The sequence below is a fragment of the Mesorhizobium shonense genome, from assembly GCF_040545255.1.
GTDB classification, from domain to species: Bacteria; Pseudomonadota; Alphaproteobacteria; order Rhizobiales; family Rhizobiaceae; genus Mesorhizobium; species Mesorhizobium shonense.
Genome location: NZ_JBEPLM010000009.1, coordinates 1 through 19933, shown reverse-complemented (window position 1 = coordinate 19933; position 19933 = coordinate 1). Strand labels below are relative to the sequence as shown.

General features: G+C 58.7%; 13 protein-coding genes and 1 pseudogene. 8 read left to right on the top strand and 6 right to left on the bottom strand.

What is annotated here, in order from left to right; all coding sequences use genetic code 11:
• Positions 1-71: 71 nt before the first annotated feature.
• The 5 genes from ABID26_RS22045 to ABID26_RS22025 all read left to right on the top strand — a co-directional run bounded on the left by ABID26_RS22045 (position 72) and on the right by ABID26_RS22025 (position 7523).
• The gene (locus ABID26_RS22045; protein ID WP_354416338.1) at positions 72-1385 is read left to right on the top strand and encodes an aminotransferase; all 1314 of its coding nucleotides are present in this window, start codon (positions 72-74) and stop codon (positions 1383-1385) included.
• Positions 1385-2686 (top strand): NAD(P)/FAD-dependent oxidoreductase, encoded by a 1302-nt coding sequence (locus tag ABID26_RS22040; RefSeq protein ID WP_354416336.1) that lies wholly within the window; start codon positions 1385-1387, stop codon positions 2684-2686. Before ABID26_RS22045 ends, ABID26_RS22040 begins: the two co-directional genes overlap by 1 nt.
• 692 nt (positions 2687-3378) lie before the next feature.
• A complete protein-coding gene (locus ABID26_RS22035; RefSeq protein WP_354416335.1) occupies positions 3379-4569 on the top strand; it encodes an acyl-CoA dehydrogenase family protein in 1191 nt (396 codons plus the stop codon).
• A 15-nt stretch (positions 4570-4584) separates the two neighbouring features.
• Positions 4585-6162 carry a class I adenylate-forming enzyme family protein gene (locus tag ABID26_RS22030; protein WP_354416333.1) on the top strand — a complete coding sequence of 526 codons (1578 nt, stop codon included), beginning with the start codon at positions 4585-4587 and terminating at the stop codon, positions 6160-6162.
• Between the two features lie 5 nt (positions 6163-6167).
• Positions 6168-7523 carry an MmgE/PrpD family protein gene (locus ABID26_RS22025; RefSeq protein ID WP_354416331.1) on the top strand — a complete coding sequence of 452 codons (1356 nt, stop codon included), beginning with the start codon at positions 6168-6170 and terminating at the stop codon, positions 7521-7523.
• 285 nt (positions 7524-7808) lie between these two features.
• Here the strand turns inward: ABID26_RS22025 and ABID26_RS22020 are convergent, their stop codons facing one another.
• The 6 genes from ABID26_RS22020 to ABID26_RS21995 all read right to left on the bottom strand — a co-directional run bounded on the left by ABID26_RS22020 (position 7809) and on the right by ABID26_RS21995 (position 16264).
• Positions 7809-8921: a GlxA family transcriptional regulator gene (locus tag ABID26_RS22020; RefSeq protein ID WP_354416330.1), complete on the bottom strand. Its 1113-nt coding sequence runs from the start codon at positions 8919-8921 to the stop codon at positions 7809-7811.
• A gap of 383 nt (positions 8922-9304) precedes the next feature.
• Complete coding sequence (locus ABID26_RS22015) at positions 9305-10264, bottom strand: GlxA family transcriptional regulator (RefSeq protein ID WP_354416329.1); 960 nt, start codon at positions 10262-10264, stop codon at positions 9305-9307.
• 362 nt (positions 10265-10626) lie between these two features.
• Positions 10627-12714 carry an ABC transporter ATP-binding protein gene (locus ABID26_RS22010; protein WP_354416328.1) on the bottom strand — a complete coding sequence of 696 codons (2088 nt, stop codon included), beginning with the start codon at positions 12712-12714 and terminating at the stop codon, positions 10627-10629.
• Entirely contained in the window at positions 12707-13579 is an 873-nt protein-coding gene (locus ABID26_RS22005) for an ABC transporter permease (RefSeq protein WP_354416326.1), read from the bottom strand. The genes ABID26_RS22010 and ABID26_RS22005 overlap by 8 nt, the downstream gene beginning before the upstream one ends.
• Positions 13576-14529 carry an ABC transporter permease gene (locus tag ABID26_RS22000; protein ID WP_354416776.1) on the bottom strand — a complete coding sequence of 318 codons (954 nt, stop codon included), beginning with the start codon at positions 14527-14529 and terminating at the stop codon, positions 13576-13578. The genes ABID26_RS22005 and ABID26_RS22000 overlap by 4 nt, the downstream gene beginning before the upstream one ends.
• Before the next feature lie 70 nt (positions 14530-14599).
• The gene (locus ABID26_RS21995) at positions 14600-16264 is read right to left on the bottom strand and encodes an ABC transporter substrate-binding protein (RefSeq protein WP_354416324.1); all 1665 of its coding nucleotides are present in this window, start codon (positions 16262-16264) and stop codon (positions 14600-14602) included.
• Positions 16265-16609: 345 nt separating this feature from the next.
• Between ABID26_RS21995 and ABID26_RS21990 the strand changes: the two genes are divergently transcribed.
• From ABID26_RS21990 to ABID26_RS21980, 3 genes and pseudogenes are all read left to right on the top strand, one after another.
• On the top strand, positions 16610-17842 hold the full coding sequence (locus ABID26_RS21990) for an aromatic ring-hydroxylating oxygenase subunit alpha (protein ID WP_354416322.1): 1233 nt from the start codon (positions 16610-16612) through the stop codon (positions 17840-17842).
• A 20-nt stretch (positions 17843-17862) separates the two neighbouring features.
• Entirely contained in the window at positions 17863-18816 is a 954-nt protein-coding gene (locus ABID26_RS21985) for a PDR/VanB family oxidoreductase (protein ID WP_354416320.1), read from the top strand.
• Positions 18817-19089: 273 nt separating this feature from the next.
• Positions 19090-19839, top strand: a pseudogene (locus ABID26_RS21980) (IS5 family transposase); the annotation flags it as partial.
• Positions 19840-19933: the final 94 nt, after the last annotated feature.

Below are 19933 nucleotides of genomic sequence, written 5' to 3'. Positions count from 1 at the left end.
GAGGAAATGGAATTTGTCAGAATAGAGGGAATGCATCAACATGATTTTCGATCGTCAGTCGAGGAAATATCATGTCACATATGTTGCCCTTTACCGACCCCCGCTCCGCTGAGGGACGAAACCCGAAGACCATGGTATCCGGGCGCGGGTGCCATGTGACGGACACTGAGGGCAACGAGTATCTCGATGCGGTTGCGGGTCTTTGGTGCGCGTCGTTGGGGTTCAGTAACGAGCGGTTGGTGGAGGCTGCTTCCAAGCAGCTCAGCACGCTTCCTTACTATCACAGCTTTCTCGGCCGTACCGCTGCCGTCACCGATGCGCTGGCGCGTAAACTCACTGAGAAGCTTCCAGTTGGCATGACGAAAATCTTTTTTGGATCTTCTGGCTCGGAGGCGGTCGATACGGCAGTCAAGCTCACCCATTTCTACCAGAACGCTCGCGGCAAACCGGAGAAGAAAAGGGTCGTTGCCCGCCAGGGCGCCTACCATGGATCAGGCGCGCTTAGCGCCGGCCTTACGGGGTTAGATTACTGTCACATTGGCTTCGATTTGCCTGGTGCAATGGTTTTGCGTACAGGGCGGCCTCACTACTTCGGTGACGCTGAACCCGGGGAAAGCGAAACCGCGTTTTCACGCAGGCGAGCACGCGAACTTGACGCGCTTATCGTTGAGGCTGGACCGGAGTCTGTCGCGGCGTTCATTGGCGAGCCGGTAATGGGCTCCGGCGGAGTTGTCCCGCCTCCAGATGGCTACTGGGAGGCGGTCCAGGAAGTGCTCGCTCGTCATGACGTGCTACTGATTGCCGATGAGGTCATCACCGGTTTCGGTAGAACCGGCTCATGGTTTGCCTCACAGCGATACGGTTTGCGGCCCGCAATGCTCACGATGGCCAAGCAGATGACTGGTGCCTATTTTCCGATGTCTGCGCTGGCTCTCGAGTCCAACGTTGCCGAGGTGATTGAGAAGCATGCGCATGAACTTGGCACGCTGGGTCATGGCTTTACTTACGGCGGGCATCCCGTCGGCGCTGCGGTGGCACTGGAGGCAGTTCGCATCTACGAGGAGATGGACCTGCCCAACCACGTGGCTGACCGCTCGAATGCGCTTAATGCGGCGCTGGCGCCGATAAAAGCTAACCCAAGGGTAGGCAATGTGCGGGTGATCGGGCTGATGGCAGGTGTAGAGTTAGTCGATGGACGCGACCCTGCAACGAAGCTCGCCCGTCGAGTAGCAGACGAAGCAGAACGGCGTGGCGTTCTTTTTAGGGTCATTGGACCCATCTTGGGCATAAGTCCACCGTATGTCGTGTCTGACGCGGAGGTCGAACTGATAGGACGGACATTGGTCGAAAGTCTCGACGCGGCCGTTCGTGCCGAGGGGTATTAATGCCGGATTTGTCGTCACAACAGGCCGATCGAGAAAGTGCCCCTATCTCTCGTGGACCAGCACGTTCGGTAGCGGTCATTGGAGCAGGGATCGTGGGGGTCTCCGCCGCGGTCTTTCTCCAGAACGAGGGGCACAAGGTCACCCTGTGGGATCCCCGAGGCCCGGCAGGCGGAGCATCCTACGGCAATGCTGGCATCGTTGTTGCCACGAGTTGCTTGCCGATCGCCACACCAGGCATCCTGCGGGAAATCCCTTCCATGCTTTTAAGCAGGAATGGGCCGGTCACCATCCGCCCGAGCTATTTTCCTTCCGCGCTCCCATGGTTGGTTAGGCTGGTGCTGGCGACCCGTTGGAGCAAGATTGAAAGGACGGCGCAGGCGCTGCTTTCACTTAGCCGGAATGCGCTGTTGGCGTACGATCGCCTTCTTGAAATAGTGCCGGTTGCAGACGTCATCCACGACGTCGGCAAATTGACAGTCTATTCCACCGAGGCCGCCTTCCAGGCTGGCGCAACTTCACGACGATTTACCGTAGAAAAAGGCATGGCGGTGGATGTACTTGACCGGGACGGGATCTACGATCTTGAGCCGCATCTTGCACCAATGTTTTCCAGAGGTGTTCTGCAGCCGCATTCTCGCTTTGTCAGCAATCCCAGGCGGCTGATCGAGACTTGTGTAGAGCATGTGCTAGCGCATGGCGGTGAAATGCGCCAAATCGCGGTGGCGAGCATCGAAAGCAGGAGTACGAGCTGCACGGTCATAACTAACGACGGGTCCCATCATTTCGATTGGGTGGTGGTTGCGTGCGGCGCTTGGTCCGAGCCGCTGTGCCGAAGCCTAGGCTTTTCGGTGCCTCTTGAGTCCGAACGAGGCTACCATCTCGTGCTACCACAGCCCGACCAATCGTTGCGCCGACCCACCCTCTGGGCGGAGCATTACATCAACCTGTCCCCAATGGAAGAAGGTCTACGGATGACGATCGGCGTGGAATATGCCGGCCGAGACGCGCCACCCGATTATAGTCTCCCCTATCGGCTTCTCGGTTATGCGCGGACAATGCTACCCTCACTTCCCGGCAAACACCAAAGCGAATGGCTGGGCTTGCGTCCATCGCTGCCTGATTCCCTGCCCGTTCTTGGGCCTGCGCCAGGACATCCCAATGTCATCTTGGCGTTCGGTCATAATCACATTGGGCTCACTCTGGGACCTGTAACCGGGCAAATAGTTGCGGACCTAGTTTCGGGGCGAGCGCCAGCCGTCGACCTGAGACCCTTTGTCCCTAACCGATCCTACGTCCGGTAGTTCTCACCCACGTGAGGAGAAACACTTGATGCGTATCGTAGTACGGAGAAAACTGCAGTATGGCCCGTTTCAGCAAACATAGCTCGGAAATCGAGATTGTCCCTGCACGGCACGAAAGGGGGAGGATGGCGGCCACCCCAGGAGTTCGACATCGATTGCAACTTGGCACCTGCAGCTCTTGACCGGCTTTGGCCAAAAAGGCGGCGATCTGCGATCAAGGGGAAGAAGCGAATGCAGGATTTCATTCTCAGCGATCTCCCCACGGCATCACCTCATACCAAAAGATTGTTGGACAGGTATCAACGTAAGGCCCATTTATCATGAGTATTCTGCGGTAAAGATGGCACTTTCGACGGCTGTCAGTGGCGAGGATGAGAGACCGTCGCGCAGTGCTAGGTATTTTTTCGATCGGGCTGACAATGATCCGCAAATTGGCAAGCTTACTTGAGACCCGCCTTTCAGAGGATTTTTGCAGAGAAATAGTCGTATTTCTAATTACATTGCCACTGCTCGGGCTAATTATTGCGTCGCAGGCACAAGAAATAGTAACACCTGATCGGTCAGAGGCGAAGTTGGATGTGGTACCCAGTATTCTCCTTGTAATGCCACAGCACTGACGCCGCTTTGTCCAACCGGTATATTCCTGGCAGTCGTCATCTAATGTTTCATTTTTTGTTGAGAAATGTAATCGGATGCGTGACTTCTTTCTAACGCATGAGGATCGCGCATTTCGCACAGAAGTTCGTGCCTTCTTGTCACGCGAGCTCGCTCCGAACGTCGATTTGATTGAGCGCGATCAGGATTTTAGCGCGCAATTGGCAATCGTGCGCGCCTTGGGACAGGCTGGTTATTTAAAGCTAATGTTCCCCGCTCTTTATCGTGGGGCATTGCCGAAACCGGGCCTTACCCATGCAGTAATCGTTTCTGAGGAGGCAGCCTACCTGAACTATGCCTTCGAGACAACGATTGCCACCGCGTTGTCCTGCGCGTATCCCATCCACCGATTTGCCCGAGATTCCTTGCGCGAGCGCTACCTGTTGCCAATTCTCGAGGGTCGATCCTTGGGATCAATTTGCATGACCGAGCTCAGTGTTGGCTCGGATAGTGCGGGCATGGAGACCAGGATCCGTTTCGACGAGGGATCCCGTGAATGGGTACTATCCGGACTTAAGCGTTACATTTCCAACGCATCAAAGGCAGACGTCTATATCGTCTGGGGTGTTACCGACCCCGACGTACCGCCTCAGAAAGGCTTGACGGCGGTTCTGATTCCGGCACACGCCAAGGGTTTGAGTTTCCCAAGGCTGTACGACTTCATGGGACGACGCGGATCAATCGTCGGCGAAGTCTCGATGGATGAGGTACGCGTGCCCGAAGAGAACTTATTGGGGGAGGTGAATGGCGGTTTCAATATCATGCTCACCGCCTTCAATTTCGAACGGGTGATCCTTGGCGGCTCGGGACTAGGTGTGGCGCGGGCCGCCTTCGAAATTGCGTCTCAGCACGCGCAGTCGCGGGTCAGTTTCGGCCAAAAGCTAGGTCAGAAGCAGCTGATTTGGGACATGATTGCGCAGATGAGCTGGAAAATCGACGCGGCCGAACTGCTTACTTGTCGAGCGGCCAAAATGTATGACGCGGGGATCGGCGGTAAAGATCTCATGCGCGAGGCAAGTCAAGCCAAACTAGTTGCCACTGAAACAGCTGTTTTCTGCACGGATCGCATGGTTCAAATTCTCGGCGGCGATGGCGTGACCCGCCAGTACGGCAAAGCCGAACAGTTATACCGTGATGCAAGAACGTTGCCCATCGTCGGCGGCACCTCCGAGATGTGCAAGTATCTCATCGCAGCGCGAGAGATGCCATCTATCCGGCTCAACCTCTAGTCCAGGTCAAGCGCAATGCACATTGCCCGCATCCTCGAAGCATCTGCTGACCGTTTCCCCGGCCATGAAGCATTGATCTACGAGGAACGACGCTGGACCTATCGAGAGTGGCTCGATCGAGTTCGACGGTTTGCGCAAGCCCTATCAGATCTTGGAGTACGGCCAGGTGATCGGGTCGCTTTCTACGTCTCCACCTCGGAAAACTCGGTGACGACCTTTTTCGCCTGTCAGTTTCTGGGCGCTGTGGCTGTCCCGATGAACTTTCGTCTGTCTCCAGGGGAGGCAGCCTATATCCTGAAGGACTCGGGCGCACGTGTCCTGGTTTACGGCAGAGCACTGACCCCTAACGCGCTCGCAATCGCTGAGGAGGTTCATTCCGTTCACGATTTCATAGGTTGCGCATATGATCGGAAAAACATCCCACAGGGCCATCATCACTTCGACGGGCTGATCGAGCAGTCGCCAGATCGGGGTGAGCCCCGCCCGGTACCGACTGGAGATGCGATCTCATCCCTCGTGTATACGTCAGGCACTACAGGACGACCAAAAGGTGTGATTCACACCCATGCAAATGACATCGCAATCGCGATGAACTGCGTAATGGAATACTCGTTACGACACGACGATCGCGCACTCCACATAGCGCCGCTCTATCACGTCGGCGGAATGCAAGCCTACTTCATTCCGCATCTCTTGGTAGGCGGTACCAACGTGGTGATCGGGCGCTATGAAGCGGCACGCACTCTTCAGACCATCGCCGCCGAGCGCATTACGACGCTTTTTGCCGTGCCGACCCAAATCCAGGAAATGCTATTTCATGCGGATTTCGCAAAATTCAACGTGTCCTCGTTGCGGCTTGTTACAACCGGCGGGGCGGCAATTTCTTCAAGTACCATGGAACGCGTCATGGCGGAATTCTGCCCCAGCATATTCAATGGCTACGGAATGACGGAAGCTTCACTGACGCTGATGCTGCATCCGGAAGATGCGCTGCGCAAACTCGGCTCTTGCGGGAAGTCAACCTTGATTTCGGAATGCCGCATCATCACCAACGATCCGAGCCGCGAGGTCCCGCCAGATGAGCAGGTTCGCCGGGGGTCGATCGGACAGCTAATAGTGCGCGGGCCTCAAGCGATGATCGGTTATTGGAACAAACCCTTCGAGACGCAAAAGAAACTCAAAGCAGGTTGGGTGTACACTGAGGATCTGTTTAGCCAGGACCAGGATGGGTTCTATTATTTCCACGGACGGTCCGACGACCTGATCATATCAGGGGGCGAGAATATCTATCCGCGAGAGGTTGAGGATATACTCTATCGCTGTCCCGGGGTACAGCAGGCTGCGGTCATCGGCTTAAGCGACGCAAAATGGGGTCAAATCGTGGCCGCCTTTGTAGTCCGTTCTGATCCAAATCTCGATGCGGCGACACTTGATGCCCACGCCCGCGAGAGTCGAGATCTTGCATCGTACAAGCGCCCTAAGCGCTATCAGTTCCTGGATGCCCTTCCGACTAATCCTAGCGGCAAGGTACTCAAGCGTGAACTGATCGCGCAATATGATTTAGCTCCGCTCAAACAACCCGCTCAAGGCTAACCACGATGGCAACAGCCATACACGACTTTCTCCATGACAGCAGTGTGAATTCGATACCGCCCGAGGTGCTGTCTCTAGGCCGCCGCTGGCTGCTCGACCTCCTGGGAGTAGCTGTCGGAGGAACATCGATTCCTATGTCTCAAATCGCCCGCAACCACGTTATTCGGCATTTTGGGGCCGCTCAAAAGCCTGCACGACTTTTGTTTGACGGCCGTCTCGCAAGCCCGGTTGGGGCAGCGCTTGCCGGCGGTATTACGATCGACGCGCTAGACGCGCACGACGGTCACAAGCTTACTAAGGGTCATGTGGGGTGCGGGGTGCTGCCCGCCCTTATGGCGATGTGCGAGGCTGAGGGGGAATTGGACGATCGCGCCTTTCTCTCTGGATTAGTCATTGGCTACGAGGTTGGAACGCGCGCAGGCATTGCTTTGCATCGAACAGCCAGCGACTACCACACGTCGGGCGCTTGGGTCGCCGTGGCCGCGGCCGCTCTGGGCGCTCGAGTGTTGCGGCTCGGCAAGGCTCATACGCGTGAGGCAATGGGGATTGCCGAGTACCACGGACCTAGAAGCCAGATGATGCGCTGCATAGACGCCCCAACGATGGTAAAAGATGGCTCGGGCTGGGGTGCAATGGCGGGCGTTTCAGCGGCGTATTTGGCTGCCGACGGCTTTACCGGCGCGCCAGCGTTGATCGTCGAAGCTTCGGACGTGACCGACCTGTGGTCTGATTTAGGAAGCAAGTGGCGCATCTCAGAGCAGTATTTCAAGCCTTTTCCTATTTGCCGCTGGGCTCAGCCCGCGCTCCATGCGGTGCTCACGCTGCGGGCGAGACATGATCTAAACTCCGACATGGTCGAAGCCGTTAATCTCACAACGTTTCATGAATCGAAACGCCTCGCCGTTCGATCTCCGAAAACGACCGAGCAAGCACAGTATTCGACCGCTTTTCCAGTTGCTGTCGGCCTTGTCCATGGCACCGTGGAGCCCGAACATGTTTCGGAAGCCTCTTTCGGAAATCCGGAGATCCGACGGCTGGCCGAAGGCATGACGATCACTGAAAGCGCTGAGTTTAACAGCGCATTCCCCTCCCGCCGCTTCTCTTCCGTGGAACTGCAATTGAAGGGCGGACGCGTTCTCTACTCGGGCCCAACCGAAGCTCCGGGGGATCCCGAGGTGCCGGTGTCGACGGAGCAAATCCGCGCTAAATTTCATAGATACGCTGACGCGCGACTTGGAGCCCTGCGCGCATTCGCTATCGATCAAGCCGTGGAAAGGCTAGGCGATGGTTCAGGCGCAAAGTTGTTATTTGATCTGGCCACCACAGCAGCGGTCGAAGTACAGTCCAGTCGCTCAGCGTGACCACTGTCCGGGATTTAGCGAACACGCAAACAGGGAGCTGCAGGGTGCGCACACGACGACGGCCGCGTGATTGGCACCCACGCGCGCTGTGCCAATCACGCGGCCGTCGTCGTGTGCGCACGGTTGCTGGCTGCGAGGTGGTTCCAGCACGCAGGTTTTTCTCCGGTCGGGCGCTCAGGGCCGCAGCCGCGGCGGCGATCTCGTCGGGCGCTGTGGACACTCAGGTGCTTGTGCGGTACTGTCAAGATCTGGCCCGTGGTACGAAGAGAGGCCACGCCAGATAAGCTAATCGCATTTAGGAGCATGGGATCGCGGGCTGCAGGCGGTTCCCCATCGGCGCGCGTGGCTGGGCAGCACGCCAAAATGATCCTTGAACGATTTCGTAAAATGCGAAGAAGAGATAAAACCGCAGGCGACCGCTACCTCGATTACGGGCATGTCGGTCATCTCCAGCAATTGCCTTGCCCGTTCCAGCCTCAACCGCGAATAGTATTGCATTGGGCTGATCTGGATGTGCTTGCGAAAAAGTCGTTCGATCTGGCGCCGTGACAGGGAGACTGCTCGGGCTATTTCGCCGAGCGACGTGGTCTCCTCGATGTGGCGCTCCATGTGCTTCGTGACTCTGAGGAGTTTCTCCACCGTCCCAGCGTAGCGGAGCCCAGGCGGGATCGATTGACAGTGCGCGCCAGAACGAAACCCGTCAGCGATCAAATGTCCGCAAACGCGGCGAGCAAGCCCCTGCCCACACACGGTTTGGACGATCTCGGCCGCGAGATCGAAGGCAGCAAACTCACCTGCGGAAGTCGTCACGGACCCGTCATTGAGGAATAGGCAATCTTCTGGAACGAGGTTCGGGAATCTTTCCGCGAGGGCGGCCAATTGTCGCCAATGGATTGTGCATTTCGTACCCCTCCGCAGGATCCCGGCTTCGGCCAGCAGCCAAGTTGCCGTTCCGATGGCGTAGAGCGCCGTTTTCCGACGCTGCAACGCTCGCAACAATGAGTAGACGTGTTCCGAACGGACTTCTCCTAGACGTTCGCTGCCGATGATTACAAATCCGTCGGTCTTGCAGATCCCCGAATAATTCGCAACATCAATATCTACATGGATCTGAACCCCGCTTGAACTAACAACTCTTTCTCCGGCGCAGCCAACAATCCTCCAATAAAAAACTCTTCGGCCGGCATTGATGTTTGCTTGATGCAATGGTTCCACAAATGAAGAGAAACTGACTTGGGAAAATCCTGGCAGAAGGAGTATGTCGAACCTGCTTTCAGCCGCATCTTGAATGCCCACCGAATTTTGGTCAGCGCGGCCTATTATGACGGACGGGGCGAAGTATGGAGGCCCGATAGCGCTATCCTTATGCATATTCATCAAGCAGCGTTGCAGATCCAAGCCGCATGGAACTCCCGTGAGATAGCAACCACCAGTCTATCGTCGCGTCGTTTGACGAAGTTGAGACTATATCCATCCGACAGGTTCCTCCCGCTGCTCGACTTTTGACGATGCAACTCCCGGCAGCGGCGTGCGCCGGCAACGGCAGCACCCACATTCGCAGCGGTTGCCAACGCTACCTTGACGAACGCTTCTTCGAATCGAGAGGTAAGGTCCCATCCACCATCGATCTTGAGTATGTTCGACACTGCCCATCGTATCTAAGGTCCAAAAGAGGAATCCCGCTGTCGACCAGACATTGCAGACCTAACGACTAAGTCCTGAATGCCGGAATTACGCCAGGAATGGTAGCAATTTCCCTATTGTGCGTTTGGTTTGGAATTTCATTGACGTTCTTGAGACGGCGTGTGTCCAAAATGCTCCGTGTAGGAGGCTGAAAAGTAGGAACTTGAGCAGAAGCCGGTCGCAATGGCGATGTCAATGTTTGCGAGATTAGTGTGCAGTAGCAGGTTCCGAGCGTGTTCGAGCCGAAGTATCTTGTAGTAGCGGGCGGGAGGGCACCCCGTGTGCCGGTGAAAGAGACGCTCGAGATTTCTAACGCTCAATCCGAAGGTGCGGGCGACCGAACCGGTGCTCAAGGGTTTCTCGAAGTTGCGCATCATCAATCCAACGGCTTGCGCCAGTTGCAGAGGCAGCGTGTCGAGCCTGACCAAACTGCCTGACCGCTGTTCGACGTTGCCGGTCCTGATACGCTCAACCTGAAACTGGTTGGCAATGGATCGCGCCAGTACCGCGCCGTGTGCTTCCGTGATGATGTGCAATATCATGTCGAGAGAGGAGGTTCCACCAGCGCAAGTGTACCGGTTTCTGTCAATCACGTAGAGCTGATTGCTCAGTTCAATAAACGGAAACTCCTCGCGAAAAGCCGGCTGCCCTTCCCAGTGCAGGGTGCACCGCGCATCGGACAACAGCCCTGCGCGGGCAAGGAAGACGGTGCCCATGGATAGCGCGCCCATATGGCATCCTTCCCGAGCCCACCTGTTTAACGTGACATTCAATCGGGTCTGATCTTTAGCGACGAACGTCATGCCTGCGCAGACGAAGAGGTAATCGGGTGTCTTGGAAGTGCCGAAGCGCTCGTTCACATTTACGGAGATGCCGTTGGAGGCACGGGCCGATAAGCCATCTTCGGAAGAGAAGCGCCAGCTATAGGCCTCGGACCCGAGCAGTCGATTGGCTGCCCTCAGCGGCTCAATCGCGGAAGTCACAGACATCATGGAAAACAAATCGAGCAACAAGAACTCGATACACTCCGGTCCTTCTCTGTTTCTGCCAACGTTCATAAGTGTGGCCACTCCTCTTGCTTTTCCTCAAAGAGCATACAAGCCACTTTCGGTCTTGGTTCAAGAAATCACTGCGCGCTATGACAATTTTCCGCCGAGCTACCAATCGGCCAAGTTTTCGTTATGGACCATCGCTCCGCTTGCCGACAGCTAAGAGCTGATGTGAGTTTGTGGGAGACATTCTGTCAGCGCAATACCGTGTAAATCTGTTTTGTCGACAACTTTTTTCGCTAACGAAACCGGTGCGACTCACGTGCTCCGCCGCTTAGACGACTGCATTCGCGAGCATATTCAGGATAATGACGCCACACCCAACATAGCGATCCTGCCAAGCTGCCTGCTACGAAAAAGCTCGCGTCCAACTATCTAGCATGGTCCAACTGTCGGCCGCCGACTTGTTCACTTCGTCTTCTTTTGCAGTGATCATTCTTCACTTCCAGTGTCCACTCCAAGCTTTGCAGCCTTGCCAGTTCGTCATAGGGGATATGGCAGCGGATCGTGTGCCCGGGCTCGGCCTCGATGAGTTCCGGCTCCTGCGTCTCGCAGATCGCTCCGATCTTGCGCGGACATCTTGTGTGGAAGACGCAGCCCGTCGGCGGATTGGCGGCGCTCGGGATCTCGCCGTCGAGGCGGATGCGCGCGCTCTCCGTCCGGTCGAGTTTCGGCACGGCCGACAGCAGCGCTTCCGTATAGGGGTGGTGCGGGCCTGAGAAGACCGCTTCCGACGGTCCGAACTCCATGATGCGGCCGAGATAGAGCACCGCGATCTTGTCGGAGAGGTAACGCACCACGCCGAGGTCGTGCGAGATGAAGATGTAGCTGACGTCCTGCTTCGACTGCAGATCGGCCAAAAGGTTGAGGATCGCCGCCTGCACCGAGACGTCGAGCGCCGAGGTGGGCTCGTCGCAGACGACGATGCGCGGATCGCCGGCGAAGGCGCGCGCGATCGCCACGCGCTGCTTCAGCCCGCCAGAAAGCTGGCGCGGCTTGACCGCGAGATGCCGGTCGGTGAGCCGCACCGAGCGGACGAGCTCTTCAAGCCGCGTGTCCAGCGTCTTGCCGGTCAGCCCGCCCAGCCGCTTCAAGGCGCGGCTCAGGATATGCCGGATCGAATGCGAACGGTTGAGCGCCGAGTCCGGGTTCTGGAAGACGATCTGCACCGCCTTGACCTGGTCTTCGGAGCGGCTGGCAAGCCGCGGCGCCAATTGCTTGCCTTCGAGCTCGATGCTGCCGCCTTCGTCCGGCGGCACGAGGCCGAGCAAAAGCCTCGCGAAAGTGGTCTTGCCGCTGCCGGATTCGCCGACCAAGCCGAGCGTCTCGCCGGGCCTCAGGCTCAGCGAGACATCCTTGACGGCCCTCAGGCTGCCATAGGTCTTGTTGAGCCCTTCGACCTGCAGCACCGGCGGCGCCTGCTTCGGCTGGACGGCAGCGATCTCGGCGGGCGTGGCGCGCGGCAGCGACTGCGCCTTGTCGTGATAATGGCAGCGCGACAGGCGGCCGTCGCCGAGATCGTAGAGCGGCGGCGGCTCGGCGCGGCAGCGTTCGGTGGCCAGCGCACAACGGTCGGCGAAGGCGCAGCCGACGATATTGGCGCCGATGCCGGGCAAGAAGCCGGGAATGGTGTCGAGCCGGCCCTGGTCCTTGCGCTGGCCGCCGCGCGGCAGGCAGCGCAGCAGCGCCACCGTATAGGGATGGCGCGGGTCGTTGAAGACGTCCGCGGTCGAGCCTTCCTCGACCAGCATGCCGGCATAGAGCACGCCGACGCGGTCGCACATGTTGGCGACCACGGCGAGGTTGTGGCTTATGAACAGGATCGAGGCCGACAGTTCGCGCCGCAATTGCCCGATCAGGTCGAGCACCTCGGCCTCCACCGTGGCGTCTAGCCCGGTCGTCGGTTCGTCGAGGATCAGCATCGAGGGATCGTTGGCCAACGCCATGGCGATCGCCACGCGCTGCTGCATGCCGCCGGAAAGCTGATGCGGATAGCGCTGCATGACGCTTGCCGGATCGGAGATGCGCACCCGGTTGAGCATGGCGAGCGCCTTGTCCTCGGCCGCCTGTCCGGTGATGCCGGCAAGCTCGAAGATCTCGGTCAGCTGGCGACCGATGCGCAGGGACGGGTTCAGCGCCTTGCCGGGGTCCTGATAGACCATCGACACGCTGTCGGCGCGGGCACGCCTTAGTGCTTCGGCGTCGAGCTTCATGACGTTCTTGCCGTCGAGGGCGATCGAGCCGCCGGTGATGGAGCCGTTGCGCGGCAGATAGCGCACCACAGACAGCGCCACAGTGGATTTGCCGCAGCCGGATTCCCCGACTAGGCCGTAGGCCTCGCCGGCCCTGATGGTCAGGTTGACATTGCGCAGCACCGCGCGGTTGCGGCGGCCGACGCGATAGGCGACCGAAAGGTCCTTCAGCTCAAGGGCGTTGGGTGCTTGCCTGGGGTCAGTCATTGAACGCTCCATGCACGCCGTCGGCAACCAGATTGACGCCGATCACCAGCGAGGCGATGGCCAAAGCATCGAACAGCACCGTCCACCAGAAGCCGCCGCCGATCATGCCGTAATTGGAGGAGATCGACAGGCCCCAGTCGGGGGAGGGCGGTTGGATGCCGAAGCCCATGAAGGAAAGCGTGGCCACGGCGAAAATGGCGTAGCCCAGCCGCACCGTCGTCTCGACCAGGATCGGCGGGATGACGTTGGGCAGGATCTCGACGAACATCGTATGCAGCGCGCCTTCGTGGCGCAGCTTTGCCGCGGCCACATAGTCGAGCTCGCGTTCGGCCAGCACCGCCGAGCGCACCGTGCGGGCGATGATCGGCGCGAAGCTCAGGCCGATGACGACGATGACGGTGATCTTCGACGTGCCGAGCGCGACGATGGCGAGCAGCGCGATGATCACCACCGGGATCGCCATGAAGGCTTCGAGCACACGGCTGACGATGTCGTCGACGATGCCGCGGAAGTAGCCGATCAGCAGGCCGAGCGCTGTGCCGGCGATGGTCGCCAAAATGGTGGCCAAAGGCGCCACCGTCAGGATGTCGCGCGAGCCGACGATGACGCGCGAGAACACGTCGCGGCCGAGCTGGTCGGTGCCGAACCAGTACTCGGCCGACGGCGGCGCCAGCGCGTTGATCACGTTTTCAGCAAGCGGATCGTAGGGCACGAAGTGATCGCCAAACAGCGCGCAGATGATCCAGAACAGAACGATGCCGAGGCCAGTCAGGAAGGTGCCGGACCGCAACAGCGAGTGCAGCACCTCGCCCCAGGGGCCGTCGGGTGCGGAGGCGGGGAGCTTCGCGGTGTCTGTTGCGCTCATTGCTCTGCTCCCAGCCGGATGCGCGGATTGAGCACGGAATAGAGGAAGTCAGCAACCAATGTCGCCACGGCATAGACGATGCCGATGGTGAGGACGCCGGCCTCCAGCATCGGAAAGTCCTTGCCGCGCGCCGCGGTGAAGATCAGCGCGCCGATGCCCTGGTAGCGGAACAGCGTCTCGGTCACGACCAGGCCGCCGATGAGGTAGCCGGTCTGCGTCGCAATCACGGTGATGGTCGGCAACAGCGCGTTGCGCAGCACATGCCGCCAGATCACTGTACGCCACGGCAGGCCCTTCATCACCGCGGTGCGCGTATAGTCGGAATCGAGCGCCTCGATCATGCCGGACCGCGCCATGCGGGCAATGTAGCCGAACAGCACCAGGAACAGCGGAAGCGAGGGCAGGATAAGGTAATAGATCTGGGTGAAGAAGCCGGCGCCTTTCGGCCAGGCGGCGGCGATTGGCAGCCAGCGCAGCCACACCCCGAAGATCAGGATCAGGATGATGCCCGTGACGAATTCCGGCAGCACAGTGACCGACAGGCCGCCGAGGCTGATGATGCGGTCGAGCGGCCGGTTGAGATTGAGCGCGGCGACGACGCCGCCGAAGATGCCGATCGGCACCACCAGAACGAAGGCGACCAGCGCCAGCTTCATCGAATTGCCCAAGGCGTCGATGACGAAGGGCGCCACCGGCGCGCGGAAGATGTAGGACGTGCCCATGTCGCCATGGAGGAAGTTCCAGATCCAGCTGCCGTACTGCACAAGCAACGGCCGGTCGACGCCGAGCGAACGGTTGAGCGCCTCGACTGCGCGCTGATCGGCGAACGGTCCAAGGATAGCGCGCCCAACATTGCCGGGCAGCACCTGACTACCCAGAAACACCATGATGCTAAGCAGGAACAATGTGACGAGCGATAGCGAGAGACGCTGGGCAAAGAAGGAGAGAATGGCTATGACTCCTTATGGAGCCAGCCCCCACGTGGGGACTGGCTGTTAGAGTATGGCTTTCGCTTCTCGCTTAGGCCTTCGATGCCTTTTCGAGGAACAACTGCCCCATGGCGGACGGCTGCACCCCAGTCACGCCCTTCGCCGTCCCTGTCAGGTAATCGGCGAAATAGGTGAACAGGATAGGCGTTTCCTCGAGCAACAGCTCCTGGATCTTGCCGGCCGTGGCCTTCTGCGCCTCAAGGTCAAGCGCCGCGATATAGCTGTCAACCAGCATGTCGTATTTCTCGTTCTTGAAGTGCGCGGAGTTCCAGGTGCCGTCGCTCTTCAGGGGTGCTGCAAGAAATACATTCGGCACCCCGCGATGACCGTAGCCAGTGATGCCCATCACCGAATCCAGCCAGGGCGATTTACCGAACACTGCGTCTCCGTAATAGGCGCCTTCATCGAGGATGTTGAGATCGAGTTCGATGCCGATTTCTTTGACCCAGTTCTGGATGAGCTGGGCGTATGCGGGGATTTCCTGAAAGCTCATGGCGGTCAGCGTCACCTTGAAGCCCTTGCCGGCGCCGGCAGCTTCCATCAGCTGCTTGGCCTGGGCGATGTCCCGCTTACGCTGCGGCACGCTCGTATCGGTTGACGGAAAGACAGGCGCGAACGGGCTGTCATTGCCCAGCGAGGCGCGACCCTTCAACAGGCCTGCCACCACCTTGTCGCGATCGATTGAGAGCGCAATCGCGCGACGCACGCGCGGGTCCTTGAACGGGTCGGAATCGCAGCGCATGTGCACTTGCCGGTTCGTCGTCGCCTTCAGACTGATGATTTCTACGTTCGGATCGTTGAGCAGGCCAATGCTGGTCAGACCCGACAGCTGATTGATGATGTCTACCTGGCCGCCCTGCAGTCCCAGGATCTGCGGTTGAATGTCAGCGAAGAAAGTGAACTCGGTGCGATCAGGTAACGCCTTCTCGCCCCAGTAGTCCTCGTTGCGAACAAAGGAAGCGCCGACCTTGGGCGTGTAGTTTTCCCGCTTGAACGGCCCGGTACCATCGAAGCTTTTTTCGTAGTCGCCCTTGTAGCTGGCCGGCAGAATGATGGCGTTGTAATTGTCCGACGACACCATATAGGGGAAGTTGCCGTTCGGCGCCTCGAGGTGGAACTCGACTGTGTAATCGTCGATTTTCTTGGTCGCGCCCTTCTGCAGAACGCCCTTGAAGACCGACAGCGCATTGGACGAGCCGGCCGGATCGGCGAGCCGGTCGAAGGTAGCTACCACGTCGTCCGCCTTCATCTCATTGCCGCTGTGGAATTTAACCCCCTTGCGCAGCTTGAAGGTCCATACGGTGCCTTTGTCATTCGGCTTCCAACTTTCGGCCAGGACGGGCCGCAGCACGAGGTCGGGGCCATCGATACAGAGGAACTCTCCCACCTGTTGAACCATCAAGTAGCCACCGCCGTCTGCATTGGTGACCGGGTCGATGGCCCCTGCAGGCGCGTAGCAGGCAACGCGGATCGTGGCGCCTGGCGCGCCCTGCGCCCGGGCAAGCGATGGCGCGGCGCCGAAACCCGCGGCCATGCCGATGCGGCCGAGCAGCGGCAGCGACAGGCCGAGCAGGCTACCGTGACGCACGAAGTCGCGGCGGCTGACGCGGCCGTCGACAAGACCATCTATGAGGTGGTTTTCAAGCGGCGTACGATTCCGCCGGATAAGATCGAGAATGCGGTAGCTCGTTTTCACGTGTGATGTCCTCCCTTGCTATTTGTAATACATGATGCCCAGCCAGCTTGTTTGGCGCGACGAACGACTTGACGCCAGCGAACACCTCGATCCGGTCTCGCGATGCTGAAAGACGTTCCACCGCTGAAATTTCGCGTTCGCCGGCTTCGCACGCACAGCTTGACGTCTGCCCTGCCTCCGCAGCCGCCACGGCCGGACTATGGCAAAACAGACGACCATCTTCACACGATAAGAACGCCGCCAATGACCCAGAAAAATGCAGGCATTCAGGGGCAGTTTCACGGTTGACAGAATGACAGCACGTGAGCATCTTGTCGAAAATCTAACTTCCGAAGGGAGCGAACAATGATCGATCTGGGGCGGGTCAGGGAGCTTTTCGATGCTCGGTTTCCCGGCTACAGCTTGCCGCAAGAATTCTATACCGATCCCGAGATCTTCGAATTCGACTTGGAAGCCATCCACGCGCGCTCTTGGATTTTTATCGGGTTAGAAGCGGAGATTCCCTCGGCCGGTAGTTACTTGGCAACGACGATCGGCCGCAGTCCGATCGTCGTAGTGCGTGATCGTGATGGGACGTTGCGAGGCTTTTACAACACCTGTCGACATCGTGGCGCCCAAATTTGTGAGACTGGCCATGGCTGCAAGCCCGTGCTTGTCTGTCCGTATCATCAGTGGAGCTACCGACTCGACGGCTCACTGCAAGGGACGCCCAGAATGCACGAGAGCTTCGATCCTGCTGGCATTCATCTTTTGCCCATTCATGTCGAGACTGTCGCCGGGACTGTGTATGTCTGCCTTGCGGACGAGCCGCCGCCTTTTGAGAAGTTCAGGAGTGAGGTCGAACCCCTGCTGGCTCCCAGCCGCCTCATAGATGCCAAGCTTGTTTATGAAAAAACCGTCATCGAGCGTGCGAACTGGAAACTCGCTATGGAAAATGCGAGCGAATGCTACCATTGCGCCGTGGGCCATCCGAGCCTTACCGCTTCGGCCTACCCGCTCGCAACGCGCCGAGATCTCGACCGCTGGAATATGGCTTGCGATGAATTCACCAGCCGCATGACAGCTGCTGGCGTGCCGAGTGGTCAAGTTGACGGCGAATGGTTCACAGCTTTCCGTTTTCCGCTCAAGGAGGGCTGCGTCTCCCTGACAATGGATGGTAAGCCCTCCGTCAGGAAGCTGTTCACCGACAATATTGGCTGGATGCGGTGGTCCCTACATTCAAGTGCTTATGCTCATGCCCTCTGCGACTACACGGCCACGTTCACTGCAATGCCGATAGGAGTGCAAGAGACAGCGGTTACGTGGAAGATCTACGTGCATAAGGACGCGCAAGAGGGCGCTGATTACACTCTAGACAGCCTAACTCCACTTTGGGACAAGACAAACTTCGAAGATCGGGACCTTGCCGAAATGAACCAGCGCGGCGTGAATGGGAAAGGATACCTTCCGGGTCCGTACTCGCAAGAGGCCGAGTTGTACGCCTTAAATTTTGTCGATTGGTATTGTGCCCAGGGTCGAGCGCATCTCGACCCGCAGACTAAGAAGGCGGGCAGCACGTTGCGCAGCGTTATGGCATAACGTTCCTAGGCGTGAGAAGCGTGACTGCGATACAGCACGAATTGACGCTTCGCGTGGAATCAGTAACCCGCGAAGCGGAGGATGTTATAAGCCTCACCCTCGTCAATGCTGACGGATCTGCTTTGCCGTCCTGGGAGCCAGGCTCCCACATCGGCATTATAGTCCCAAGTGGCCGCAGTGCGCAGTACTCGCTCTGCGGCCCTCTGACCGCGGCTTATTGGCAAATTGCCGTCCTGTTGCAGAAAGACGGTCGTGGAGCATCACGTCACATCCACGAGAGCCTGAAACCTGGTGAGATATTTGCCGCCAGTGGACCTCGCAACAATTTTGCTTTGCTGCCGGCAAATCGCTATCTTTTCATCGCCGGTGGGATCGGCATTACGCCCATGCTGCCGATGATCGAATCCGTCGAACAAGCCGGTGTGCCTTGGCAGTTAATCTACGGCGGCCGCGACTTAGCCAGTATGGCGTTTGTCGAGAAACTCAGAGACCCTAACTCCCGTGTAGTCATTCTGCCCCAAGACAGGTTTGGCCTCATTCCCGTGACGAAGCTTGCTGATTCTCTGCCCGAGGGATGCCGTGTGTATTGCTGCGGCCCCGAGCCGTTGCTGATGGCAGTTCAGGAGGTACTCTCCTCAAGAGGATTGCCCCAAGCCCATGTCGAGCGTTTCCAAGTCGCGCCAGGCTTGACCGACAAGAGCCGAAATCGATCGTTCATGGTGTATCTCGCCCGCAGCGGTCAGTCGATCGAGATTGGTGCCCAAGAAAGCATCGTCGAGGGCCTGGCCGAGCACGGAGTCGTTATTACTACGTCTTGCGAGGAAGGTTTCTGCGGCACTTGCAAGACCCGGGTTCTAGCGGGCGAGATCGAGCATCGCGATTGTTTTCTTACGGAAGACGAGAAGGCGCGGCAGGATACAATCCTCCCCTGCGTGTCTCGGGCTACGCGGCAAAGTCTTACCCTAGACCTATGATTGCTGGCAAAAGCACAGGATCACGTCTCCGGTTCCGCAGTCGTGACCGTCTTTCACCGCGCCCAGCCGTCCCTTGGCAGCTTTACAGGATTGGCTGCCGTAACAAGTCGTCCGTGAAGAACTCGGAAGGCTTTGATTCAATTTAGGATTCTGCTCCAGCTTTGCGTTTGATTTTGCCGAAAATCGTGGCTTTGAGCGGCGGTTTCCGGCAAATTGAAAGCGTGCCCGTACGCGTGATTCGACGGTTGTGGCGAAGCTGCGAGGGAGCGAGCGATGCGGCCGAAGGAACGGCGCGAAAGCGGACAGACCGACCTGTTGCGATCCCGGCTCGACCAGATCCTCAACATGGATCATGCGCTGGTGAAACTGGCCCGGTCGATCGACTGGCGTTTCCTCGAACAACGGCTTGGCGCGGTCTATGACGACGATCCCGGCCGGCCGCCGCTGCCGACCCGGTTGATGGCGGGCCTGGCCATCCTCAAGTCGATGCACAACCTGTCCGACGAGGCGCTGTGCGAGCGCTGGCTTGAGAACCCCTATTACCAGCTGTTCTGCGGCGAGGAGTTCTTCCAGCACCGCCTGCCCTTCGACCGCAGTTCGCTGACGCGCTGGCGTCTGCGCATGGGCGAGGAGCGGCTGATGGCCTTGCTCCAGGAGAGCCTTGCGGCAGCGACGCGGCTGGGGGCGGCCAAACCGGCCGACTTCCGTGCGGTGATCGTCGACACCACCGTGCAGGGGAAGGCCATCACCTTCCCGACCGACGCCAAGCTGATGCATCGGGCCCGCGAGCGGCTGGTGACGCTGGCCAAAAAACACGGCATCGGCCTGCGCCAGTCCTATGCGCGGGTCGGCAAGTTCGCGCTGATCAAGCATCAGCGTTATGCCCATGCCAAGCAGTTCAAGCGCGCCAACCGGGCGCTCAAGCGGCTGCGCACCATGCTCGGCGCGGTGATCCGCGACATTACCCGCAAGCTCGCCGGGCAGCCCGAACTGGCCCAGGTCTTCGCCCTGCCGCTGTCGCTTGGTAAGACCTTATGTCCTTTCTGGTTGCCGGCTGTGAGGTGGTTCGCCCTACACTGGCAGTGTTGAAGCGAGGGTTGCTCGTCGAGCCTATCCT

What these genes read in the sequence shown, in the direction of transcription:
- ABID26_RS22045 (WP_354416338.1), top strand. Translation starts at nt 72, where the DNA reads ATGTCACATATGTTGCCCTTTACCGACCCCCGCTCCGCTGAGGGACGA.
- ABID26_RS22040 (WP_354416336.1), top strand. Translation starts at nt 1,385, where the DNA reads ATGCCGGATTTGTCGTCACAACAGGCCGATCGAGAAAGTGCCCCTATC.
- ABID26_RS22035 (WP_354416335.1), top strand. Translation starts at nt 3,379, where the DNA reads ATGCGTGACTTCTTTCTAACGCATGAGGATCGCGCATTTCGCACAGAA.
- ABID26_RS22030 (WP_354416333.1), top strand. Translation starts at nt 4,585, where the DNA reads ATGCACATTGCCCGCATCCTCGAAGCATCTGCTGACCGTTTCCCCGGC.
- ABID26_RS22025 (WP_354416331.1), top strand. Translation starts at nt 6,168, where the DNA reads ATGGCAACAGCCATACACGACTTTCTCCATGACAGCAGTGTGAATTCG.
- ABID26_RS22015 (WP_354416329.1), bottom strand. Translation starts at nt 10,264, where the DNA reads ATGAACGTTGGCAGAAACAGAGAAGGACCGGAGTGTATCGAGTTCTTG.
- ABID26_RS22010 (WP_354416328.1), bottom strand. Translation starts at nt 12,714, where the DNA reads ATGACTGACCCCAGGCAAGCACCCAACGCCCTTGAGCTGAAGGACCTT.
- ABID26_RS22005 (WP_354416326.1), bottom strand. Translation starts at nt 13,579, where the DNA reads ATGAGCGCAACAGACACCGCGAAGCTCCCCGCCTCCGCACCCGACGGC.
- ABID26_RS21990 (WP_354416322.1), top strand. Translation starts at nt 16,610, where the DNA reads ATGATCGATCTGGGGCGGGTCAGGGAGCTTTTCGATGCTCGGTTTCCC.